This is a genomic window from Microlunatus parietis, assembly GCF_013407955.1.
GTDB classification, from domain to species: domain Bacteria; phylum Actinomycetota; class Actinomycetes; order Propionibacteriales; family Propionibacteriaceae; genus Microlunatus; species Microlunatus parietis.
Genome location: NZ_JACCBU010000001.1, coordinates 3133533 through 3155710, shown reverse-complemented (window position 1 = coordinate 3155710; position 22178 = coordinate 3133533). Strand labels below are relative to the sequence as shown.

The window sequence follows — 22178 nt, the reverse complement described above, 5'->3', positions numbered from 1 at the left end:
ACCAACGTAGCGCTCGTTCGCCGGTTCTGGCGATGATCAGCCGCACGAATTCTTCGCGTCGTGACCGACCGACATCAAACCGTGATCCTGAGTCGCGGTTGATCACCACAATCTGTTTGACGGCCCTCGATCCTGGGTAGCACGACGGGTCGGCCCGGGTCCCGCGGTGCGATCGGGAGTTGACCTCAACCGAGGTTGAGGTCCTACCGTCCAGGGCATGGAACTTGGCAAGGCAGGCATCGCGGTTGAAGTGGCGGACGACTTCACGTCCCAGGCACAGCGGTACGAAGAGCAGGGCTATCGAGCCGCCTGGATCGCGGGCGGTCAACTGAAGTCGCTGTCGCTGGTCGGCGACCTGATCCTGGGCACCCGGGCCATGACGGTCGCGACCGGCATCATCCCGACCGGGGTGTTCCCGGCCGACCAGGTGGCCGCGGCGTACGCGGACCTGGAGGCCGTGGCTCCGGGCCGGTTCCTAGTCGGGCTCGGCGGCGCCCAGCAACCCCGTTCCCTGCAGGCGTTGCACGACTATCTCGACCGGCTCGACCGGGCGGCGACGCCCGTCCCGCGGGAGCGTCGCTATCTGGCCGCGCTCGGCCCGCGCAAGCTGGCTCTCGCCCGCGAGCGCTTCGCCGGCGCGATCACGCTGCTGGTCACGCCCGAGTTCACCGCGCAGAGCCGGCAGGCTCTCGGCGAGGCGCAGCAGATCGTGGACCTGCTCGTCGTCGGCGACACCGATCCGACCCGGGCCCGGGCGGCGGTCCGGGAGACGCTCGGCTTCCTGACCCAGGTGCCGGGCTACCGGTCCCATCTGACCCGGCTCGGGTTCGCCGAGGCGGAGCTGGACCGGGTGGACGATCGTCTGGTCGACACGGTGGTGCCCTGGGGTGACGCGGAGACGGTGGCCGCCGAGGTGCGGCGGCACTGGGACGCCGGTGCCGACCAGGTGGTGATCAGCCCGACCGGCGCCGGTGCCGCCGAGTTCGCCGCCGAACTGAGCGACGTGCTCGGCCTGGCCTGACCCTCGGCCCCGCTCGCCCCGACACCACGGCTCAGCGCAACAGCGCACCGAGCAGCCGGACCGCCGGTCGGTCCGGCGGCAGCCAGTCGACGGTCGCCAGCTCGGCCCGGCCGAGCCAGCGAAGCTGATCATGGGAATCGGCGGGCGCCGGCTCCCGCCCGTCGGCCCGTGTCGCGGTCCAGACCCGGAGCCGCCAGGCCGGCGTGATCATCCAGGGAGTGCCGTCGGAGAGCTCGGTGCCGAGTTCGATCATGACGCCGAGCTCCTCGACGATCTCGCGCACCAGCGCGTCGATCGGCGCCTCGCCCGGCTCCACCTTGCCGCCCGGGAACTCCCACCGGCCGGCCAGTTCGGCCGGCCGGCTGCGTCGCGCGGCGAGCAGCCGGCGAGGTCGTACCGGATCATCGAGGATCGCGGCCGCGACCACCAGCCCGGGCGGTTCCGGGCCGGTGGTCTCCGGCGCGGCTGGGGTCACGAAGGAACGATCGTCCCCCGGTACAGCGACATGACCACCGGGTTGTCGATGTAGGCGGCGCTCTGCCAGATCGGGTCGTCGTCGGCCGGGAACTCCTTCACCCGCGGCCCTTCCTGGGCGGGGTTGTTGCCGAACCGCTCCCAGGCCGGGAGCCGCGGCAACTCGTGGTTGAAGATAATCGCCAGCTGCTGGATCAGCGCCCGCTGCTCGTCCTCGTTCAGGCCCTGGCCCGATCGGATGACGAGGTCCTGGATGTCGACCTGGCCGACGCCCGGGACGTTCCGCTTCAGATCGAAGTCCATCCCGCGGCCGCCCTGGTTGCGGGCGATCGGCTCGTTGTCGTTGATGAACGCCGTGCTGTACGCGTAGTGCGGATGGACCTCCTGGCCGCCCCACGACGCGGTGGCCAGGTCGAACCGGCTCTGGTAGATCCGGTCGGTCATGTTCGGGCTCTCGATGCCGTCCAGGGCCACCTTGATGCCGAAGGCGGTCAGCTTCTCCGCGTAGTACTGCGCGCTCGGCGGGTAGTCCGCGTAGTCGCTCGGGAAGGTGAACTGGTACTCAGCGGGCTTGCCGTCGGGCTTCGCCCACGCGTTGTTGCTGCGCTTCCAGCCGGCCTCCTCGAGCAGGGCCGCGGCCTTGTCCTGGTCGAAGGGGTACGGGTTGAGCTTGGCCTTGGTCTCGTCGTCCAGCCAGCGCTCGTCGAGCAGGCTCGGCATCCCGGACATCGTCTCCGACACTTTGGCGGAGGCGTCCAGCGAGATCAGGCCAGCCTCGGCCCGGTCGACCGCGTGCGCGATCGCCTGCCGGAAGCGGGCGTCCTTGAACTCCGGATGGCGGTTGTTGCCGAACAAGATCGACATGCCGGCGTAGACCGCCGGCTTCAGGGTGCGGTGCTTGCCGTCGGACTCCCAGTTCTTCTGCGTCGAGACCGGGAACCCGTGGGTCGCGTAGTCGATCGTGCCGTCCAGCACCAACGGCGTGATGTCGTTGGTCTCGCCGTTGTAGATGTGGATCGTCTTGAACTCCACCTGGTCGGCGAGCAGGCCGCTGTCCCGCTTGGTCAGGGTCAGCCGGGCATCGGTCATGGAGTCGATGTCCCAGTGGAACGGGCCCGAGGACAGGACCTCGGTGGCGTTGTCCTTCGGGCGCCAGGCCGACACCTCCTCGCGGAGCGCGTTCGCCTCGGTGGAGTCGGTCGCCTTCTTCGCCGCGAAGAGCGCCTTGGCCTCCTCGCCGAACCGGCCGTAGACCGACGCCGGCAGGATCGCGGCCTTGAGGATCCGCCGGTCGAGCACCGTCGACGGGGCGGTGAGGGTGAACTCGACGGTGTCGTCGCCGGTCGCCTCGAGCCCGCTGATCATCGGCCACTCCTGCTGGTTCATCAGCCAGCGCAGCCAGAACGTCATCTCGACGTCCTTGATCGTGATCGGGGAGTCGTCGCTCCAGGTCAGCCCGGACTTCAACTTGTAGGTGAACTTCTGCTCGTCGAACTGGTGGCTCTCGGCGAGCAGATACAGCCACTCCTGCGCCGCCCAGTCCCACATCGCACCGGCGGGCAGGGTGAACTCGCGGTAGATGCCGAGCGCGACGGCCTGGGTCAGGCCCGGGGTGAAGTTGAAGTGTCCGGTCGGCGGCATCACATAGGGGTACGCGGCGTGGAACGCGCCGTCGGGGTTGCTGGACCCGACGTCACCCCCGTCTCCGTCGGCGTTCGGGTCGGCGCGCATGCAGGCGCCGAGTGCGGGCACGCTCGCAGCGCCCAGGACCAGGGCCGTGAACGAGCGTCGGGTGAAGGCCGGGAGCGATCCCGGTCGGGGCCCATCAGTCATGGTGCTTCCTCTTCTCTGGGTGTACTGAACTGCTGCGATCATCGGATCGTTGCGACCGCCGGAGGATGATCATCAGGAGCGTGCACAGGAGTGCCGCCGCGGCCAGCATGATCACGGTGATCACGAACGGGGCGCTGCCGGGCGCCGGGCGGCCGAAATACAAGATCATCGCGGCCAGGACGAAGACGAACATGATCATGCCGAGTCCGGCCCGTCCGACCTCCAGCGGAAGTTTCATCAGGCCGTCGCCTCCTGCAGCCGGCGGGCGGCGCGCTTCTGCTGGGCCAGGTCCGGGTCCGGCTCCGGAACCGCCTCCAGCAAGGCCTGCGTGTACGGGTGCTGCGGCCGCTCGATCACGTCGAGGGTCGGCCCGGACTCGACGACGGCGCCGTGCCGCATCACGGCCATGGTGCCCTCGGCGCCGAAGAACTTGGCCATCGCCAGGTCGTGGGTGATGAACAGCATGCCGACCTGCCGGTCGACCCGCAGCCGGGTCAGCATCTCCAGCAGGCCGATCCGGATCGAGACGTCCAGCATCGAGGTGGCCTCGTCGGCCAGGATCACCTTCGGGTTCAGGGTCAGCGACCGGGCCACCGCGACCCGCTGCCGCTGGCCGCCGGACATCTGGTGCGGGAACAGCGAGATGAACCGGTCGGCCGGTTTCAGGTCCACCTCCAGCAGGAGTTCCCGGACTCGCTGCTCGGCCTCGTCCGCGCCCTTGACCAGCTTGTGCTCCAGCAGTGGCGCGGACAGGATCGTGTAGACGTCCTGGATCGGGTTCAGCGAGGCGTAGGGGTCCTGGTGGACGTACTGCACGCCGCGCCGGAACGTCTTCCAGGCCCGCCGGTTCCGCCGGTCGTAGACGTCCTTGCCGTCGTAGCGGACCTGGCCACCGGTCGGCCGCCGGAGTCCGGCGGCGATCTTGGCCAGCGTGCTCTTGCCGGAGCCGCTCTGCCCGACCAGGCAGACCACCTCGCCGGGACCCACGTTGAGGCTGACGTCCTTGACCGCGACCACGCTCTCCCGGGTCGAGTGGAACACCTGCCGGATCGAGTCGAGTTCCAGCAGCGGACCGGTACCGGGGGACTGGCTGGGTTCAGACATCGCGCTGCTCCTGGTCGGGGCGCCGGGCGGCGCCGGTCAACGTCGGCACCGAGCCGATCAACTTCTGCGTGTACGGATGCTGCGGGCGGTAGAAGATGTCCCGGACGTCGCCGACCTCGACCATCTCGCCGTCGTACATGGTGGCCACCCGAGTGGCCAGCTCGGCCGCAACCGCCAGGTCGTGCGACACGAAGATCATCGCGAAGTCGAGCCGCTCGTGCAGGTTGTAGATCAGATCGACGATCCGACGCTGGGTGAGGATGTCCAGGGCAGTGGTCGGCTCGTCCAAGATCAGGATCTGCGGCTCGAGGAGGATCGCCATCGCGATCAGGACCCGCTGCCGCATGCCGCCGGACAGCTCGTGCGGATAGGCGCGGAGCACCCGCCCCGGCTCCAGGTCGACCTCACGCAGCGCGTGCTCGGCCCGCTCGGTGATCTCCCGCTTGCCGATGCCGTCCTGATGATCACGGATGGTGTCGGCCATCTGGTCCTTGATCTTCAGCACCGGGTTGAACGAGTTCATCGCACCCTGGAAGACGATCGCCGCCTCGGACCAGCGGAACCGGCGCATGGCCGACTCGGACAGGTCCCGCAGATTGATCAGTTGACCCGAACGGTTGCGGTACTCGATCTGCCCGCCGCTGATCCTGGCGATCTTGGGCAGCAGCCGGAGGATGCTCAGCGCGAGGGTGGTCTTGCCGCACCCGCTCTCGCCGATCAGGGCGATGCTCTCGTGCGGATAGAGCTCGAAGCTCACCCCGTCGACGGCGCGGAGCACGTGCGCGTCCGATCGTTGGCTCGCCTCGGTGCGGTATTCGACAGTGAGGTCCTTGATGCTCAGGACCGGGCCGGCGTTCATCGTGTCCACCCCGTTCTCAGTTGTGCCGCAGCCGCGGGTTGAGGATCTCTTCGAACGACCTGGACATCGTGACCAGGGACAGCTGCAGCAGGGAGATGGCGACCACCGGTCCCATCGCCCACCAGACCGACTCGTCGCGGAAGTGGGCGCCGGCCTTCGTGGCCCAGTGGATCGTGATGCCCCAGTTGGTGCCGGTCAGCGGCGCCAGGCCGAGCAGGTAGAGGCCGACCAGCGAGTAGATCGCGTTGATCGCGCCGAGCACGAAGTTCATCATGATGTAGCTCGCCATGTTCGGCACGATCTCCCGCAGCACGATCCGGCCGATGCCCAGGTCGAGCAGCCGGGCCGCCTCGACGTACTCGCGTTCCTTGATCGAGAACGCCTGGGCGCGCACCGTTCGGAGCAGGCCTGGCCAGCCGAGCACGCCGATCAGGACGGCCAGCCCCCAGTCGGAGCCGATCGAGTAGAACGCCGCGATCACCGCCAGCAGGATGATCGACGGGATCGTCAGCGCGATGTCGGTGGCGGTGACGATCACGGCGTCCAGCCGGCCGCCGACGTACGCGGCGAGGGAGCCGAAGAAGACGGCGATGGCGGTCGAGATCAACGCAGCCAGGAAGCCGACCAGGATCACCGCCCGGCCGCCGTCGATCACGTCGACCAGGACGTCCTTGCCCATGTTGTCGGTGCCGAGCCAGTGCTGCCAGCTCGGCCCGGCCAGTCGGTTGGCCACGTCGGTGCTCTGCTCCGGCGTGAAGAACGGACCGACCAGGCAGATCAGGAGCATCGCCACGAAGACGCAGAAGCCGACGAAGCCGGACCGGGACCGCCGGATGCCGCGCCAGAACACCTGCAGCGCGTTGGGCCGGTCCAGGCGGCCGCCGGTGGCCGGAGTGGTGGGTTCCGGTCCGGTCGGCTCGTCACCGACCGGGCTGGTACCGGACGCGATGATCATGCCCATGGCTCAGCCCTCCTGTCCGCGGACCCGGACCCGGGGATCGATCGTGCTGTAGAGGAAGTCGGCCGCCAGGTTGGCGATCACCACCGAGATCGTGGTGAGCAGCAGGACCCCCTGGATCGTGGTGTAGTCGCGACTGCTGATCGAGTCGTACAGCAACTGGCCGATGCCCGGATAGCGGGTGATCGTCTCGACCAGGATCGAGCCGCCGACCAGGAACCCGATCGAGAGCATGAACGCGGTGAACATCGGCAGCATGGCGTTGCGGCCGACGTACTGGTACTGGATCCGGGAGGTGCGCAGCCCGCGCGCCCTGGCCACCTGGACGTAGTCGTCGCCGAGCACCTGGACGGTGGAGGACTTCATCACCAGCATCCAGCCGCCGACCGAGGTGAGGATGTAGCACCAGATCGGCAGCGCCGCGTGGAACAGCGCGTCCATGATGAAGGTGAGGTTGAAGCCGATCTCCACCCCCGGTGTGTACGCGCCGCGCATGTCGGCCAAAGGCAACCAGCCGAGCTTGACCCCGAAGATGACGATCAACATGATCGCCAGCAGGAACGACGGGATCGACTGGGTGACCGAGCCGAACGCGGTGGCCACATGATCGAACCAGCTGCCCCGGCGGTACGCCATCACCATGCCGAGTGCGACACCGGAGACGAAGCTGATCACCAGGGCGATGCCGACGCTGAACAGGGTCCAGGGCAGATACTGGCCGATCATCGAGGCGACCGGAGTCCCGGGAGCCGTGATCGAACTGCCCAGATCCCCCTGGACCAGGCCGCCCAGGTAGTCGAGGTACTGCTCGACCGGCGACGCCGTGGGGTCGAACGAGAACAGCGACGCCGCCGCGGCGGCGGCCTCCTCGTAGCTGCGGCCGTACTGGGTGATCTGCTCGTTGATGTAGACGTCGAGCGGGCTGCCGGGCAGCAGTCTGACCAGGAAGAACGTCGCGGTGGCGACCACGAAGATCGTCAGCAGAGCCCGCAGCACCCGGAACGCGACGTAACGGATGGTGCCGACCAGATGTCGGCGGCGCCACTCCGCGGAGCTGGCCGCGGCCGCCGAGGCCTCGTCAGCCTCATCGAGTTCCGGCAACGGGTCGGCGGACGTCGCCGTGGTGCCGGAAGAGATCCTGCTCGAGTCCGTCATTCAGCCTGACCCTCCTGGCCTCGTTCGAAGACAACGCGTGTGTAGGTCCAGGTGCGTCGTTGCCCTCATGCCGATCTGTTCCGCCGCCTGTTGGCGCCGAACCGGAGCGACCCGTCGCGTCCGTGCGACGGCCCTCGACCAGATTGTCAGGCCATACCCCGATTGCGGGAAGACTTTACCCCGAATTGCGCCCGAACTTGTTCAGGTAGATTACAAACCGAACACAATCACTCACACCGTGGATCTGCGGTCGAGCCGCCGGTACGCTGTGCCGGCCTCCCCAGGAGATCCGGGCGAGTAGGGTCACACGCGATGTTGCTCTCCAACCGGATCCCGGCCACCCCCGACCCCGACGCCGTCTTCGAGGCGTTCGTCGACTGGTCCGTCGAGCGCGGCTGGCAACCGTACCCGGCGCAGACCGAGGCCCTGATCGAGATCGCCTCCGGCTCGAACGTGATCATGGCGACGCCGACCGGCTCCGGCAAGAGCCTGGTCGCCACCGGGGCCCAGTTCGCCACCCTGGCAGCCGGCGGCACCACGTACTACACGGCGCCGATCAAGGCGCTGGTCTCGGAGAAGTTCTTCGCCGCGACCGAGTTCTTCGGACCCGAGCGGGTCGGCATGCTGACCGGCGACGCCAGCGTCAACGCCGGCGCGCCGATCATCTGCTGCACCGCCGAGGTGCTGGCCAACATCGCGCTGCGCCAAGGGGATCGGGGGCAGGGTGATCGCGGCGCCATCGACACCGTGATCATGGACGAGTTCCACTACTACGCCGAACCCGATCGCGGCTGGGCCTGGCAGGTGCCGTTGATCGAACTGCCCTCGGCTCAGTTCCTGCTGATGTCGGCGACGCTCGGCGACATGACCCGGTTCGAGGCCGACCTGTCCCGGCGGACCGGCCGGCAGACCGCGGTGATCAGCTCCGTGGAACGCCCGATTCCCTTGTACTACTCGTACGTGACGACGACGCTGCACGAGACGATCGAGGAGCGGCTGGAGTCCCGGGACGCGCCGATCTACGTGGTGCACTTCAGCCGGGCGGCCGCGATCGAGCAGGCCCAGGCGATGGCCAGCCTGAAGGTGGCGACCCGGGAGGAGAAGGACAAGATCGCCGAACTGATCGGCGACTTCCGGTTCTCGGCCGGCTTCGGCAAGACCCTGTCTCGGTTGGTCCGGATGGGCATCGGGGTGCACCACTCCGGGATGCTGCCGCGCTACCGGCGGCTGGTCGAGCGGCTGGCCCAGGCCGGTCTGCTCAAGATCATCTGCGGTACGGACACGCTCGGCGTCGGGATCAACGTCCCGATCCGGACCGTACTGCTGACCTCGCTGAGCAAGTACGACGGCGTGAAGCCGCGGCTGCTCACCGCCCGCGAGTTCCACCAGATCGCCGGCCGGGCCGGGCGCGCCGGCTACGACACCGCCGGCAACGTCGTGGTCCAGGCCCCCGATCACGTGGTCGCCAACGAGAAGGCGCTGGCGAAGGCCGGCGACGACCCGAAGAAGCGGCGCAAAGTGGTTCGCAAGAGGCCGCCGGAGGGCACCGTCGGGTACGGCCAGCCGACCTACGACCGGCTCGTCGCGGCCGAGCCGGAGCCGCTGGAGTCGAGCTTCGGGGTGAGCCACGCGATGGTGATCAACGTGATCGCCCGCGGCGGCGACTGCTTCGCCGGGATGCGGCACCTGCTCACCGACAACGACGAGCCGCCCGCCCGGCGCCGCCGGCACGTGCACCGGGCGATCGAGATCTACCGCGGCCTGCTGGCCACCGGCATCGTCGAGCCGAACCCGTCCGGCACCGGGGCCCGGCTGACCATCGACCTGCAGGAGGACTTCGCGCTGAACCAGCCGCTGTCGCCGTTCGCGCTGGCCGCGCTGGACCTGCTCGACCCCGAGTCCGACGACTACACGCTGGACATCGTCTCGGTGATCGAAGCGATCCTGGAGGATCCGCGGCCGGTGCTGACGGCGCAGCGGAATCGGGCCCGCGGCGCGGCGGTGGAGGCGATGAAGGCCGAGGGGATCGAGTACGAGGAGCGGATGGAGCTGCTCGAGGACGTCACCCACCCCCGGCCGCTGGCCGAGCAGCTCGGGCATGCGTACACCGTCTATGCCCAGACCCACCCCTGGGTTCTTGATCATCGGCTTTCCCCGAAGTCGGTCGTCCGCGAGCTCGCCGAGCAGGCGATGACGTTCTCCGAGTACGTCAGCCAGTATCAGCTGGCCCGGTCCGAGGGGATCGTGCTGCGTTACCTCTCCGATGCGTACAAGGCCTTGCGGCAGACGGTGCCGGAAGCGATGCGGACGCCGGACCTGGCCGACCTGATCACCTGGCTCGGCGAGATGATCAGGCAGGTCGACTCCAGCCTGGTCGACGAGTGGGAGGAGCTGCGGCACCCCGGCGCGCAGCCGAAGGAACACCCGATCGACGAACGACCGGCGCCGGTCACCCAGAACCAGCGGGCCTTCGCGATCATGGTCCGCAACGCGATGTTCCGCCGGGTCGAGTTGGCCGCGCGGCGTCGCTGGGAGGACCTCGGAGCGCTGGATGGCGACGCCGGTTGGACCGCGGACGACTGGTGGGAAGCCCTGAAGCCGTACTTCGAAAGACACGGCGAGATCGGCACCGGTCCGGACGCCCGCGGTCCGCAACTGCTCGCGCTGGACCGTTCCGAGGACCGCATCCTGGCCCGGCAGACGCTGGACGATCCGGCCGGCGACCGGGACTGGGTGATCGAGGCCGAGGTCGACCTGGCCGCCAGCGACGAGGCCGGCGAGCCCGTGGTGCGGGTGCTCCGGGTCGGCGAGCTGACCGGCTTCGCCTCGAACGAACCCTGAGCCTGTCGAAGGGTCGTGGAAGTTAGGCAGCCCTCACCTATAGTGGTTCGGTGACGACCGGGGATGGGAGCTGAGCGCCGATGGACTTTTGGCGCGACTGGCCCTACCCGGTGGCCCTGTCGGTCCTGTTCCTGGTGATCCTGCTCCGCGCCAACGCCACCTATTGGATCGGCCGGGCGGCCAATGCCGGGGCCGACCGGACCCGGCTGCACCGGCTGATGGAGACCTCGGGCTATCGGCGCGCGCGGGACCTGGTGGTCCGCTGGGGCGCTCCGGTGATCACCGTGTCCTTCCTCACGGTGGGGTTGCAGACCTTGATCAATCTCGCCGCCGGGGCACTGCGGATGCCGTACCGCCGCTATCTGCCGGCGATGCTGATCGGCGGCGTGCTCTGGTCGTTCCTGTACGCGACGTTCGGCTTCGTCTCGTTCGAGGTGTGGCAGCGGCTGTACGAACGCTGGCCCGGACCCGCCGTGGCGCTGCTGGTGCTGCTGGTGTTGATCTTGGTCGGCTTCATCATCCGGCAGGCGACCCGGTCCCGGCGGCGCGACCATGATCAAACCTCGCCGGAGGGTGCCGATCGGGCGTCGGGGGATAACGTGGGGGCGTGACGTTCGACCCAGCCCTGTGGCAGCCGATCGACGGCTTCGCCTTCACCGACATCACCTATCACCGCGCCGTCGATGCGCCCGTCGTGCGGGTGGCGTTCGACCGGCCCGAGGTGCGCAACGCGTTCCGCCCGCACACCGTGGACGAGTTGTACCGCGCACTTGATCATGCGCGGACCAGTTCCGACGTCGGCTGCGTGCTGCTCACCGGCAACGGACCGTCGCCCAAGGACGGCGGCTGGGCCTTCTGCAGCGGCGGTGATCAACGGATCCGCGGCCGGGCCGGCTACGAGTACGAACCCGGCGATGAGGAAACCGACCGGGCCGCACGCGTTGATCCAGGTTCATTGGGTCGGCTGCACATTCTCGAGGTGCAGCGGCTGATCAGGTTCATGCCGAAGGTGGTGATCGCGCTGGTCAACGGCTGGGCGGCCGGCGGCGGGCACAGCCTGCACGTGGTCTGCGACCTGACCCTGGCCAGCGCCGAGCACGCCCGGTTCAAGCAGACCGACGCCGACGTCGGCTCCTTCGACGCCGGCTTCGGCTCCGCGTACCTGGCCCGCCAGGTCGGCCAGAAGTTCGCCCGCGAGATCTTCTTCCTCGGCGAGGTTTACGACGCCGAGGACGCCCACCGGATGGGCATGGTCAACCGCGTCGTTCCCCATGATCAACTCGAACCGGCCGGGATCGAGTGGGGGAAGAAGATCTGCGGCAAGAGCCCGACCGCGCAGCGGATGCTCAAGTACGCCTTCAACGCGATCGACGACGGCCTGGTCGGCCAGCAGGTCTTCGCCGGCGAGACCACCCGGCTCGCGTACATGACCGACGAGGCCGTCGAAGGCCGCAACGCCTTCCTGGAGAAGCGCCCGCCGGACTGGTCCGCCTTCCCGTACTACTACTGAGTCGGCTGAGTCCATAACTATTGCATAGTTATGTGCGGTTTGCAGGCAGCACTTGCATAGTTCATAACTATGCATAACTATGGACCTCGTGACTCCAGCGGATCTTCGACGGCTCGTGCAAGCGGGCGAGACATTCACGACGGAGTTCAAACGTGCCAGGGGTCTCAACGACAGCGACATCGTGAACGCAGTCGTGTGCATGGCCAACGGCAAAGGCGGGCACCTTCTCCTGGGCGTCGAGGACAACGGGGACATCACTGGCCTCCCCCCGCGTCACGGCGATCGGACCGACCCGGATCGCCTTCGTGCCTTGATCCTCAACAACACCGAGCCTGCGGTTGCAACGGAGGTCGAACTCGTCCAGATCGACGAGGGTCTCGAAGTTGCAGCGATCGAGATTGCGGCCGCTCCGAGTCCAGTGGGCAGCAAGGCGGGCGTCTTCTTGCGCCGCGCCACGAAGTTCGACGGGTCCCCCGAGTGTGTGCCCTATCGTGCGCACGAGATCATCTCAGCGGGCCTCAGTGCCCAGGGTCGCGACTATGCGGAGACGCCAGCACGGGGTGCTCGGATGTCTGATCTCGATCCACGCGAGTTCGACTCGTTCCGCCGGCTGTGCGGTGACGGCCGAGGTGACCGCGGACTGGCCGAGGCCGACAACGAGGATGTCCTGCGTGCACTTCGGGTGGTCCGGCCGGACACCGGAGAGCTCACGCTCGGCGCCGTTCTGCTGTTCGGGCGGGAGTCCGCGTTGTTCACACATGTGCCAACGGCAGAAGTCCTGTTCCAGGAGTCGACCGAGGGTGAGATCACCACGAATCAGCAACTCCGGCTCCCTCTATTCCGGGTGGCCGAGAGGATTCGCGAGCTCATCGAGGTTCGCAACACCGAGCAGGAGTTCGTTCTTGGGCTGCACCGCGTGGGCGTGCCGCGTCTGCCGGACGGAATCGTCCGCGAGGTCGTTGCCAATGCGCTGATCCACCGCGACTATTCCGAACTCGGGCCCATCGCCGTGAGACTGAGCGAAGATCAACTCCAGGTGTCCAGCCCCGGCGGACTTCCGCCGGGGATCACGTTGCGGAGCTTGCTGACCGAGTCAAGGCCGCGCAGTGTCATCCTTGCCGACGCCTTCAAGCGTGCTGGCCTAGTTGACCGCTATGGCCGCGGTGTATCCGAGGTGTACCGGCAGTTGTTGCGACTTGGCCGCGATGGTCCGGACTACTCCGCGACGAGCGAGAAGTCCGTGATCGTCGACATCCCTACGAGCGATGCCGATCTCGAAATGGTTCGATTCGTGATCGAGTATGAGGAGAGTGAGGGCAAGCGGCTCACGCTCCTTCACCTTCGGATCCTGCATGAGATCAAAGCGATGGGGGACGGGAGCATCTCCCAGTTGGCCTCGTCCCTCGATGTAGCGGACGTGACGGTCCGAGGAGACCTCGCGAGACTCACCGAGCTGGGACTGGTCGAGCCGCGAGGCAGTGGCCGCGGTCGACGGTTCCACCTGACCGCGGCCTTCTACCGGAAGGCGGCGTCCTCGGCGTACGTAAGGTTGCAGGACACTGAGCCGATCCAACAGGACCACATGGTGCTCGCCTATGTTGATCAATGGGGCTCCATCACGCGCAGTAAGGCAGCCGAACTCTGCCGGTTGAGTCCACTGCAGGCGAGGACGACCTTGCGGCGGCTTGTCGACGCCGGCGAGCTTGAGCTCCGTGGTGAGCGGCGCGGCGCCCATTACGTACGTCCGGGTCGAAACTGACATTGCGGACTGGTGATCCTAGACCGATGCCAGGGTCGACGGGGGACGACATCACATGATCAACAGCACGGCGGGCGCCGGTCACTCTGCGATCGCCGAACACCGTCGATCCACCAAGATGGAACCCGTGCCGCGTCTGGTGGTGGATAGGTCCACAATCCATCATGATCATGAAGCCGAGACCAGGTCCACTCCGAGTGCGCGCGCTTTTCGGCCGCACGCGGTGGGCGAGCTCTACCGCGCTCTTGATCATGTGCCAGAGCGCTCTTGGGGCCTCTACGGGCACAGAAAATCCCGTCTGGGCACCGAGCGGCAGGGCTCGAACATCTGCGACGTCGTCTGCAACCCAGCGAAAGCAGGGCAGGATGCTGGTCGGCCAGCAGGTCTTCGCCGGCGAGACCACCCGGCTCGCGTACATGACCGACGAGGCCGTCGAAGGCCGCAACGCCTTCCTGGAGAAGCGCCCGCCGGACTGGTCCGCCTTCCCGTACTACTACTGAGGCCAGCTGTTGCAACGCGCTAAACTGTGAACCACAGTTGACATGTGGTCGAGGTGGTGATCCTGCTGCTGTGTGGCGGTACGAAGTCGGGCCAGGAGGATGACATCGAGCGTGCGCGAGAGATCGCCCAGGAGTGGAAGGAGTCGAAGAAGAATGATCAAGAAGAGTGAGACGTTCGGCCGGTTCGACTCCGCCGACTACCTCGTCGACATCGAGCGGGCTTCGGCCTACCTCGAGGTTGCGCTGGAGGAGGCGGACGACGATCCGGCACTCATCGCCCAAGCGCTCGGAACGGTGGCCCGCTCGGGAAACATCAGCGAGCTCGCTCGCCGAGTCGGCATGAGCAGGGAGGGCCTCTACAAGGCGCTGTCGGCCGACGGTAACCCGAGCTTCTCCACGATCGTCAAGGTCGCCAAGGCACTCGGACTGAGGGTTCAGTTCTCCTCGGTTGCTTGACGCAACGAATCGGCGCTCGGTCGGACCGGTTCGATCCGGCTCAATCGACGACGCCGTACAGCCGGTCGCCGGCGTCGCCGAGCCCCGGCACGATGTAGCCGACCTCGTTGAGCCGTTCGTCGACGGCGGCGGTGACCAGATGGCAGGGCACCTGAAGATCGTTGAGCAGCCCCTCGACCCGGGCGATCCCCTCCGGCGCGGCCAGCAGGCAGATGCAGGTGATGTGATCGGCGCCGCGATCGACGAGGTATTTCACCGCCGCTGCCAGGGTGCCGCCGGTGGCCAGCATCGGATCGAGGACGTAGCACTGGCGGCCGGACAGGTCCTCCGGCAGCCGCTCCGCGTACGTCGAGGCCTCCAGGGTCGCCTCGTCCCGGACCATGCCGACGAAACCCACCTCGGCGGTCGGGATGAGCCGGGTCATCCCCTCCAGCATTCCCAGGCCGGCGCGCAGGATCGGCACCACCATCGGCCGTGGCTGGGCGAGTTTCACGCCGACACAGTCAGCGATCGGGGTCCGCACCGTGTGCGGCGTCACCCGGACCTCCCGGGTCGCCTCGTACGCCAGCAGGGTGACCAGTTCCTCGGTCAGGTGCCGGAAGGTCGGCGAGTCCGTACGCTCGTCGCGCAGTGCGGTCAACTTGTGCGCCACCAGGGGATGGTCGACAACCCGAAGTTCCATGGCGTAGAGCGTGCCACAGATCGCGGTTCCGTCCGTAGGGGCGCCGATGAGGTCAAGAGCGGGTATCAGTTGACCCCGCGAGGATGTGCCTGTTGCCTTGTTCTGCCACCATTGGGTGGCGAATGAAGGGAAGGCTGATGAGTGACTTTGACGACGACGAGTACGAGTCGTTCGATCTGGGGTCCTCGCGTGCGCGGGGCCGGACCGGTACGGGGACCGATGCTCGGAGTACGGATGAGGACTTGTCTGATTCCGATGATCTTGACCTCGACGATGTCGACGACAGCGACGACGATGATGACGACGACTTCGACGACGACGACGATGACGACTACGACGATGATGATCTTGAGGACGCGACCGACGACGAGATCGACTTCGTCGTCGCCGCGTACCGGGAGGACGGCCAGGCGGTCGCGCAAGGGCTGCGCAAGGACCTGGCCAACGACCTGGAGGAATTGATCGACGAACTGCGGCGGTACCCCGGCGACGGAGGAACGCTCGGGTTCGTCTCGCTGACCCAGTCCGTGTTCGTGATCACCAGGGTCCGCGGCAAGCTGGTCCAGGTGCTGTTGTCCGACGGCGGTGCGGGCGACGAGTGGCCCATCGCGCGCGACGTCGCCGACTTCCACGGCATCCCGGTGCCGGACAACGACGAACCGCTCGGTGATCTTGATCTGCTGACCGACCTCGGGATCGGCTCGTTCGAGCTGGAGGCGATCAGCAGCGATCTTGACGAGACCAGCGAGGACCTGGTGTATCAGATCGTCGACAAGCTCAAGATCGGCTCGGAGTTCCGCCGGGTCGTCCAGTCCACCTTCCGTTGATCAACTGATCTTCATGATCACGAACGCCTGATCACGGTGCCCAGCCGCTGGGACCCGGCGATGCGGGTCGCCCTCGACCAGGCCGCCGCGGCGGCCGGGCACGGTGACGTACCCGTGGGTGCGGTGCTGCTCGACCCCGCCGGCGAACTGATCGCGGCGGCCGGCAACGAACGCGAGCAGACCGGCGACCCGACCGCACACGCCGAGATCCTGGCGCTGCGCCGGGCCGCCGCGGCGCTCGGCCACCGCCCGGACGCCTGGCGGCTGGACGGCTGCACGCTCGTGGTCACCCTGGAGCCGTGCACCATGTGCGCGGGAGCCCTGGTGCTGGCCCGGATCGGGCAGCTGGTCTTCGGCGCGTACGACCCGAAGGCCGGCGCGGTCGCCTCGCTCTGGGACGTCGTACGGGACCGGCGACTGAACCACCGGGTCGAGGTGATGGGCGGCATCCTGGCCGACGAGTGCGGCGCCGTCCTCAAGGACTTCTTCGGCGACCGCCGGTAGAGGCGTTTCGATTCGCGCCGACCCATCCGGATTGGGTACGCTCTTCGGCGGTGGCGTGTCTGAGCGGCCTAAAGAGCGCGCCTCGAAAGCGCGTGAGGTGAAAGCCTCCGCGGGTTCAAATCCCGCCGCCACCGCTCTGGGAAGCCCGCGTCCACCCGTGGACGCGGGCTTCCCTGTCCCCACCCTCGGTAACGGTTGACCTCCGGCTGGTCCGGACACGGCCCCGACGTCCGGGATCCGGCGGCCGACCAGCGAAAATGACCGGATGGAGATCAATCTCGACGGCATTCTGCTGGTCAGTGCCGTCGTGTTGATCGCCGCGATCATCGCGGCCCGGCTCGGCGCCCGGATCGGGCTGCCGTCGCTGTTGCTGTTCCTCGGGCTCGGCATGCTGATGGGGGATTCCGGGCTCGGGCTGCAGTTCTCCGACCCGGACCTGGCCCGCGCGCTCGGCTTTGGAGCGCTGGTGTTGATCCTGGCCGAGGGTGGCCTGACGACGCGCTGGCACGACATCCGGAGCTCGGTCGGCGTGGCCGGGGTGCTGGCCACCGGCGGGATCTTCGTCAGTGTCGCCCTGATGACCCTGTTCGGGCACTTCGTGCTCGGTCTGGACCTCTGGATCGCGGTGCTGCTCGGCGCGGTGACGTCGCCGACCGACGCGGCCGCGGTCTTCTCCGTGCTGCGCCGAGTGCCGATCCCGCACCGGCTGCGAGGCGCGCTGGAGGCCGAATCGGGGCTCAACGACGCGCCGACCGTGCTGCTGGTCGTGCTGGCCAGTGCCGCCGCGACCGGCGATCAGCCCCAGGGTGCCGGAGGCTTCGCCGGGGTGGCCGTCATGATCACGTTCCAGCTGGTGGCCGGTGGGGTGATCGGGATCGCCCTCGGCTGGGTCGGGGTGCAGATCCTGCGCCGGGTGGCGCTGCCGTCGTCCGGGCTCTACCCGCTCGCGGCGCTGGTCTGGACCGTGTTCGCGTACTCCGTCGGGGCGACCCTGAACACCAGCGGCTTCGCCGCGGTCTACATCTGTGCGCTGCTGCTCGGCAACGCGCAACTGCCGCACCGCGGCGCCACGCGTTCGTTCGTCGAGGGGATCGGCTGGATCGCCCAGATCGGCCTGTTCATCATGCTTGGGCTGCTGGCCAGTCCGAACCGGGTCACCCTGCAGGCCGTCCTGATCGCGCTGGCGGCCGGCGCGGTCCTCACCTTCGTCGCCAGGCCGGTCTCGATCCTGGTGGTGGCGCCCTGGTTTCGAATCCCGCTGCGGCAGCAGGCGTTCCTGTCCTGGGCGGGGCTGCGCGGTGCCATACCGATCGTGCTCGCGACCATCCCGCTCTCCGAGGACGTCGCCGGCGGCGCCTTCCTGTTCGACGTCGTACTCGTCTTCGTGATCGTCTCCACCCTGCTGCAGGCGCCGACCCTGCCGCTGGTCGCCCGGCTGCTACGGCTCATCGACGAGGAGTCCGCGCGCGACGTCGAGGTCGAGGCCGCGCCGCTGGACCGGATCTCGGCCGACCTGCTGCAGGTACGGATTCCGAAGGGCTCCCGGCTGATCGGGGTGGAGATCGGCGAACTCCGGCTGGGCACCCAGACCGTGGTGTCGCTGGTGATTCGCGACGACACCCCGTTCCCGCCGACCGAGCAGACGCGGATCCGGGAGGGCGACGAGTTGTTGATCGTGACGCCGACGACGCTGCGCCAGCACACCGAGGACCGGTTGCGCAGCCTGGGCCGCAGCGGCCGGCTGGCTCGTTGGCGGGAACGTCTGGAGGACACCGAGAACTAGTGTCGTGCGTCGCTAGTTCCTTAACAGTTGGCGACGCCCAGGCACGCACCTCGCGGCGTTCTCCTCAGTCGATATATGACCCGATATGTCTTCCTCGTCGGCCTGGCGATGCACGCACCTGGACGCCGCCACCTGTCAAGGAACTAGGGACGCACGACACTAGGCGATCAGCCTTCGGGGGCGGCGCTCGACTTCGGGATCGACGGCAGGCAGACGGTCTTGGCCTTCACCGGCAGGGTGGTCTTGGCCTTGTCGGCGAAGTGCTTGTCCCAGTTCCAGTTGTTGCCGACCAGGACGTCGACGCTGTGGTCGGCCCGGCCGGGCTCGACCTTGACCGTGGAGCCGGGGAAGAACTGCTTGACCAGCAGCACCTCGGGGTTCTTCGCGCCCTGGCCGACGATCACCGTCGCGCCGACCTTCTCGGCGGTGTTGGACTCACTCTGCACTCGGAACCCGCGGTCGCGCAGCCGGATGCCGAGGTCGCGGGCGAGGCCGCGCTTGCTGCCGCCGTTGTAGATGTTGAGCGTCACCTGGCTCGCCGACAACGCGCCCTTCTTGACCGGGACCGAGACGCACGGGGTCGGCGGCAGCGGGGGGATCGGCTTGAGCACGTTCGTGTATCCCCACCAGGCCCCGTAACCCAGAATTCCGAGCAGGACGAGCAGGGTCAGTGGCGTACGCACGATGCGCCACACCCGGCCGATCAACCGAACCAACTCCCTTCCCCTGGGCGCACCCGCCCGCGGCCTCCCGCAGTCGCAGCGCCCGCCGCTGACCTTACTTCAGATCGAGCACCCGGGCATGCATGGTCTGCCGCTGCTGGAGGGCCGCCCGCAGCGCCCGGTGCAGGCCGTCCTCGAGGTACAGCTCACCGCGCCAGGCCACGACATGGGCGAACAGATCACCGTAGAAGGTGGAGTCCTCCTCGAGCAGCGCTTCCAGATCCAGGGTCCGTTTCGTCGTGACAAGCTGATCCAAGCGAACCTGGTGCGGAGCGATCGCTGCCCATTGTTTCTGGGCGTACCCGTGGTCCGGGTAGGGACGTACGTCACCGACACGCTTGAAAATCACTGTGACACTCTATTCACAAAGGTGGCAGGGCACCGAACACGGCCGCGTAACGGTTTCGCATGCGCGGGTCTACCGTCTCGCCAGTCGGATATGGAAATCTGATGCCCATGACCGAGCACGCCGAGCCGACTGATTCCGGCACCGAGCCCACCACTGGAACCGCCACAACGGAACTGCCCGCGGAGGTCGCCAAGATCGCCGAGGGGTACGTTTTCGAGGGCGCCGCGATCGACCTCGGCGTGGTCGTCGAGGACGGCAAGCCCCTGCCGGCGGCCGGCGTCCGGCTGCCGCTCGGGATGATGAACCGGCACGGCCTGGTGGCCGGCGCGACCGGTACCGGCAAGACCAAGACCCTGCAGTTGCTGGCCGAGCAGCTCAGCGCCGCCGGCGTGCCCGTGTTCGCCGCCGACATCAAGGGCGATCTGTCCGGCATCGGCGCCGAAGGCGAGTCCAGCGAGAAGCTGCTGGCCCGGACGGCGGGGATCGGGCAGGACTGGAAGGCGATCGCCTGCCCGACCGAGTTCTACGCGCTCGGCGGGCAGGGCACCGGGGTGCCGATCCGGGCCACGATGAGCTCGTTCGGACCGGTGCTGCTGTCGAAGGTGCTCGGGCTGAACGACGTCCAGGAGTCCTCGCTCGGGCTGGTCTTCCACTACGCCGACCAGGCCGGCCTGCCGCTGCTCGACCTGTCCGACCTGCGCGCCGTACTGCAGCATCTGACCAGCGACGAGGGCAAGGCGGAGCTGAAGGCGATCGGCGGTCTGTCCGCGGCGACGGCAGGGGTGATCCTGCGGTCCTTGATCACCTTCTCCGACCAGGGCGCCGAGGCGTTCTTCGGCGAGCCCGAGTTCGACTCGGCCGACCTGCTCCGGACCGCCGAGGACGGCCGGGGCGTGATCTCGCTGCTCGAGCTGCCGAACCTGCAGGACCGGCCGGCCGTCTTCTCCACGTTCCTGATGTGGCTGCTGGCGGACCTGTTTCACGATCTGCCCGAGGTGGGCGACGTGGACAAGCCGAAGTTGATCTTCTTCTTCGACGAGGCGCACCTGTTGTTCAACGACGCCTCGAAGGCGTTCCTCGACTCGATCGCGCAGACCGTACGGCTGATCCGGTCGAAGGGTGTCGGCGTCTTCTTCGTCACCCAGACCCCGGGCGACGTGCCGGACGAGGTGCTCGCCCAGCTCGGGTCGCGGGTGCAGCACCAGCTGCGCGCGCACACGCCGAACGACGCGAAGGCGCTGAAGCAGACCGTGTCGACGTTCCCGAAGTCGCACTACGACCTGGCCGAGGCTCTGCAACATCTCGGCATCGGCGAGGCGATCGTCACCGTGATGGATCCCGACGGCGCGCCGACCCCGGTGGCCTGGACCCGGATGCGGGCGCCGCAGTCCCTGATGGGCCCGATGCCCGCCGAGCGGATGACCCAGGCCGTCAACGGCTCCCCGTTGAAGGCGAAGTACGGCGAGCCGGTGGATCGCGAGTCCGCCCGGGAACTGCTGGCCAAGAAGCTGGAAGCCGGCGCCGCCGCGGCGGCCCAGGAACAGGCCCCGGCTCCCGCTCCGGAGGCACCAGCGCCGGAACCCGAGCGTCGCGGCCGCAAGGAGAAGAGCCTGATCGAACAGGTGACCTCGAACAGCATGTTCAAGCAGCTGGTGAACACCGCCGGCCGCGAGATCATTCGAGGCCTCTTCGGCACCGCCCGCCGCCGCCGCTGACCCCACCCCCCAACAAACCTCCGCCGACCGGTCACAAAAGCAGGCGTTTTGGCGGCGTGTCGCTGCGGAAGTGACCGGTCGGCGAAAATGGTTGGGGTGGTTCTCGAGATGATCACATGACGGTGGTACGGATCCGGGTGCCGCACGTGGACGAGGCGGCACCGCCGGAGCAGCACGCCGCGATCGGGCCGGAGCTGGATCGGCGATGCGCGGCGATCGCATCGGCCGCGGAGCCGGTGCCCGGGATGGTCGGGATCCGTGGGATCTCGCTCACCGACCATCCGGGCTGGACCGCCGACACGCTTGCGGCGGAGATCATCCGGACCGGTACCGACCGGCACGACCCCGAGCGGCGGCTGCCGTTCACCGAGTTCTACGACAACCATGGCGTCGAACTCCACATCGAGCCGACGATGATCAAGGACGGCCGGCTGCGCGCAGTCCGGCACGACGAGTCGAGTTGCGGCCGGATGCTGCGCGACTTCCGGGTCGGGCCGCCGGTGGACCGTGGCGGTGAGCCATTGCGGATCGACTTGATCACGCTCTATGACCTTGACCGGCTGGTGTCGGTGCCGGTGCCGTACGACGGCGGGTATGTGGACCGGCTGACCTCGTGGCGGTTCGGACCGGACCGGGCAGGCGCCGTGATCGCCGTGGTGATCTTGGACCGTTCTGCGGCTTGATCGATCGCCGTCGATTCTGTCAACGTGGTCACGATGAACGAACCACAGGTCCAGCCCCAGCCCGCGCCGCCTAGCCGGTCGGGATCACTGGGCATGATCAGTTTCGTCGTCGCCCTGATCGGATTGATCTTGGCAGCCGTCGCCATGTACGCACTCCCGACCGCAGCCGCACCACCCGTGACCGGATTCCTCGTCACCCGTGTCGGGATGTTCTCCGCGTTCGCGGCGATCGGAGTCGGCCTGATCGCCGTTGTGATTGCCGCCGTCGGCGTCGCCGTACGGCTCGGCCGCCGGTGGGCCCTGATCGGGCTGGTCGTCGGGGTGCTCGCCTGTCTGATCGCGTTGGGCGGCATGGTCGTCGGCTACCTGAGGTCCTAGCGATCCGCGGCGAATCCCGACGTCACAGGTAGCCGCCGGAATCGCCCCGGTCGGCGGGGATTTGG

General features: G+C 67.9%; 23 protein-coding genes, 1 tRNA gene and 1 pseudogene. 15 read left to right on the top strand and 10 right to left on the bottom strand.

Annotated features, from left to right (window positions below; genetic code table 11):
- The first annotated feature begins 217 nt into the window (after positions 1 to 217).
- The gene (locus BKA15_RS15240; protein WP_179752112.1) at positions 218 to 1021 is read left to right on the top strand and encodes a TIGR03620 family F420-dependent LLM class oxidoreductase; all 804 of its coding nucleotides are present in this window, start codon (positions 218 to 220) and stop codon (positions 1019 to 1021) included.
- 31 nt (positions 1022 to 1052) lie between these two features.
- Here BKA15_RS15240 and BKA15_RS15235 read toward each other — a convergent pair whose 3' ends face one another.
- Genes BKA15_RS15235 through BKA15_RS15205 form a run of 7 tightly spaced genes read right to left on the bottom strand, consistent with a single transcriptional unit; the run spans position 1053 to position 7404 of the window.
- Positions 1053 to 1496 carry an NUDIX domain-containing protein gene (locus tag BKA15_RS15235; RefSeq protein WP_312879048.1) on the bottom strand — a complete coding sequence of 148 codons (444 nt, stop codon included), beginning with the start codon at positions 1494 to 1496 and terminating at the stop codon, positions 1053 to 1055.
- Complete coding sequence (locus BKA15_RS15230; RefSeq protein ID WP_179752110.1) at positions 1493 to 3328, bottom strand: ABC transporter substrate-binding protein; 1836 nt, start codon at positions 3326 to 3328, stop codon at positions 1493 to 1495. The genes BKA15_RS15235 and BKA15_RS15230 overlap by 4 nt, the downstream gene beginning before the upstream one ends.
- A complete protein-coding gene (locus tag BKA15_RS15225) occupies positions 3321 to 3566 on the bottom strand; it encodes a hypothetical protein (RefSeq protein WP_179752108.1) in 246 nt (81 codons plus the stop codon). The genes BKA15_RS15230 and BKA15_RS15225 overlap by 8 nt, the downstream gene beginning before the upstream one ends.
- The gene (locus BKA15_RS15220) at positions 3566 to 4432 is read right to left on the bottom strand and encodes an ABC transporter ATP-binding protein (RefSeq protein WP_179752106.1); all 867 of its coding nucleotides are present in this window, start codon (positions 4430 to 4432) and stop codon (positions 3566 to 3568) included. Before BKA15_RS15220 ends, BKA15_RS15225 begins: the two co-directional genes overlap by 1 nt.
- Positions 4425 to 5291, bottom strand: a complete 867-nt coding sequence (locus tag BKA15_RS15215) for an ABC transporter ATP-binding protein (RefSeq protein WP_179752104.1) — start codon at positions 5289 to 5291, stop codon at positions 4425 to 4427. The genes BKA15_RS15220 and BKA15_RS15215 overlap by 8 nt, the downstream gene beginning before the upstream one ends.
- Positions 5292 to 5307: 16 nt before the next feature.
- Complete coding sequence (locus tag BKA15_RS15210; RefSeq protein WP_246322351.1) at positions 5308 to 6252, bottom strand: ABC transporter permease; 945 nt, start codon at positions 6250 to 6252, stop codon at positions 5308 to 5310.
- 3 nt (positions 6253 to 6255) lie between these two features.
- The gene (locus BKA15_RS15205) at positions 6256 to 7404 is read right to left on the bottom strand and encodes an ABC transporter permease (RefSeq protein WP_179752102.1); all 1149 of its coding nucleotides are present in this window, start codon (positions 7402 to 7404) and stop codon (positions 6256 to 6258) included.
- Between the two features lie 312 nt (positions 7405 to 7716).
- On the opposite strand from BKA15_RS15205, the gene BKA15_RS15200 reads away from it, so the two are divergent.
- The 7 genes and pseudogenes from BKA15_RS15200 (at position 7717) to BKA15_RS15175 (ending at position 14470) form a co-directional block, all read left to right on the top strand.
- Positions 7717 to 10245, top strand: a complete 2529-nt coding sequence (locus tag BKA15_RS15200; RefSeq protein WP_179752100.1) for a DEAD/DEAH box helicase — start codon at positions 7717 to 7719, stop codon at positions 10243 to 10245.
- A gap of 80 nt (positions 10246 to 10325) precedes the next feature.
- Complete coding sequence (locus BKA15_RS15195) at positions 10326 to 10856, top strand: DedA family protein (RefSeq protein WP_179752098.1); 531 nt, start codon at positions 10326 to 10328, stop codon at positions 10854 to 10856.
- On the top strand, positions 10853 to 11755 hold the full coding sequence (locus BKA15_RS15190) for a 1,4-dihydroxy-2-naphthoyl-CoA synthase (RefSeq protein WP_179752096.1): 903 nt from the start codon (positions 10853 to 10855) through the stop codon (positions 11753 to 11755). The genes BKA15_RS15195 and BKA15_RS15190 overlap by 4 nt, the downstream gene beginning before the upstream one ends.
- A gap of 79 nt (positions 11756 to 11834) precedes the next feature.
- Positions 11835 to 13514 (top strand): RNA-binding domain-containing protein, encoded by a 1680-nt coding sequence (locus BKA15_RS15185; protein ID WP_179752094.1) that lies wholly within the window; start codon positions 11835 to 11837, stop codon positions 13512 to 13514.
- A 368-nt stretch (positions 13515 to 13882) separates the two neighbouring features.
- Positions 13883 to 14014: pseudogene (locus BKA15_RS15180) on the top strand (1,4-dihydroxy-2-naphthoyl-CoA synthase); the annotation flags it as partial.
- A 44-nt stretch (positions 14015 to 14058) separates the two neighbouring features.
- Positions 14059 to 14184: a hypothetical protein gene (locus tag BKA15_RS35560; protein ID WP_281385287.1), complete on the top strand. Its 126-nt coding sequence runs from the start codon at positions 14059 to 14061 to the stop codon at positions 14182 to 14184.
- Positions 14168 to 14470, top strand: coding sequence for an addiction module antidote protein (locus BKA15_RS15175; protein WP_179752092.1), 303 nt, complete (start codon positions 14168 to 14170; stop codon positions 14468 to 14470). Before BKA15_RS35560 ends, BKA15_RS15175 begins: the two co-directional genes overlap by 17 nt.
- 40 nt (positions 14471 to 14510) lie before the next feature.
- Here the strand turns inward: BKA15_RS15175 and upp are convergent, their stop codons facing one another.
- Positions 14511 to 15152, bottom strand: coding sequence for a uracil phosphoribosyltransferase (upp, locus tag BKA15_RS15170; protein WP_179752090.1), 642 nt, complete (start codon positions 15150 to 15152; stop codon positions 14511 to 14513).
- 137 nt (positions 15153 to 15289) lie between these two features.
- Between upp and BKA15_RS15165 the strand changes: the two genes are divergently transcribed.
- From BKA15_RS15165 to BKA15_RS15150, 4 genes are all read left to right on the top strand, one after another.
- On the top strand, positions 15290 to 15979 hold the full coding sequence (locus tag BKA15_RS15165; protein ID WP_179752089.1) for a tRNA adenosine deaminase-associated protein: 690 nt from the start codon (positions 15290 to 15292) through the stop codon (positions 15977 to 15979).
- A 60-nt stretch (positions 15980 to 16039) separates the two neighbouring features.
- Positions 16040 to 16483, top strand: coding sequence for a nucleoside deaminase (locus BKA15_RS15160; protein ID WP_179758478.1), 444 nt, complete (start codon positions 16040 to 16042; stop codon positions 16481 to 16483).
- Between the two features lie 49 nt (positions 16484 to 16532).
- Positions 16533 to 16617, top strand: a tRNA-Ser gene (locus tag BKA15_RS15155).
- A gap of 131 nt (positions 16618 to 16748) precedes the next feature.
- Entirely contained in the window at positions 16749 to 18266 is a 1518-nt protein-coding gene (locus BKA15_RS15150) for a potassium/proton antiporter (RefSeq protein WP_179752087.1), read from the top strand.
- Between the two features lie 167 nt (positions 18267 to 18433).
- Here BKA15_RS15150 and BKA15_RS15145 read toward each other — a convergent pair whose 3' ends face one another.
- Positions 18434 to 18949 (bottom strand): LytR C-terminal domain-containing protein, encoded by a 516-nt coding sequence (locus BKA15_RS15145; RefSeq protein WP_179752085.1) that lies wholly within the window; start codon positions 18947 to 18949, stop codon positions 18434 to 18436.
- Between the two features lie 94 nt (positions 18950 to 19043).
- A complete protein-coding gene (locus tag BKA15_RS15140) occupies positions 19044 to 19337 on the bottom strand; it encodes a type II toxin-antitoxin system VapB family antitoxin (protein WP_152361098.1) in 294 nt (97 codons plus the stop codon).
- A gap of 107 nt (positions 19338 to 19444) precedes the next feature.
- On the opposite strand from BKA15_RS15140, the gene BKA15_RS15135 reads away from it, so the two are divergent.
- The 3 genes from BKA15_RS15135 (at position 19445) to BKA15_RS15125 (ending at position 22113) form a co-directional block, all read left to right on the top strand.
- A complete protein-coding gene (locus BKA15_RS15135; RefSeq protein ID WP_179758477.1) occupies positions 19445 to 21052 on the top strand; it encodes a helicase HerA-like domain-containing protein in 1608 nt (535 codons plus the stop codon).
- Positions 21053 to 21168: 116 nt separating this feature from the next.
- Entirely contained in the window at positions 21169 to 21735 is a 567-nt protein-coding gene (locus BKA15_RS15130) for a hypothetical protein (protein WP_179752083.1), read from the top strand.
- Between the two features lie 33 nt (positions 21736 to 21768).
- Positions 21769 to 22113 carry a hypothetical protein gene (locus tag BKA15_RS15125; RefSeq protein ID WP_179752081.1) on the top strand — a complete coding sequence of 115 codons (345 nt, stop codon included), beginning with the start codon at positions 21769 to 21771 and terminating at the stop codon, positions 22111 to 22113.
- The last annotated feature ends 65 nt before the right edge of the window (positions 22114 to 22178 follow it).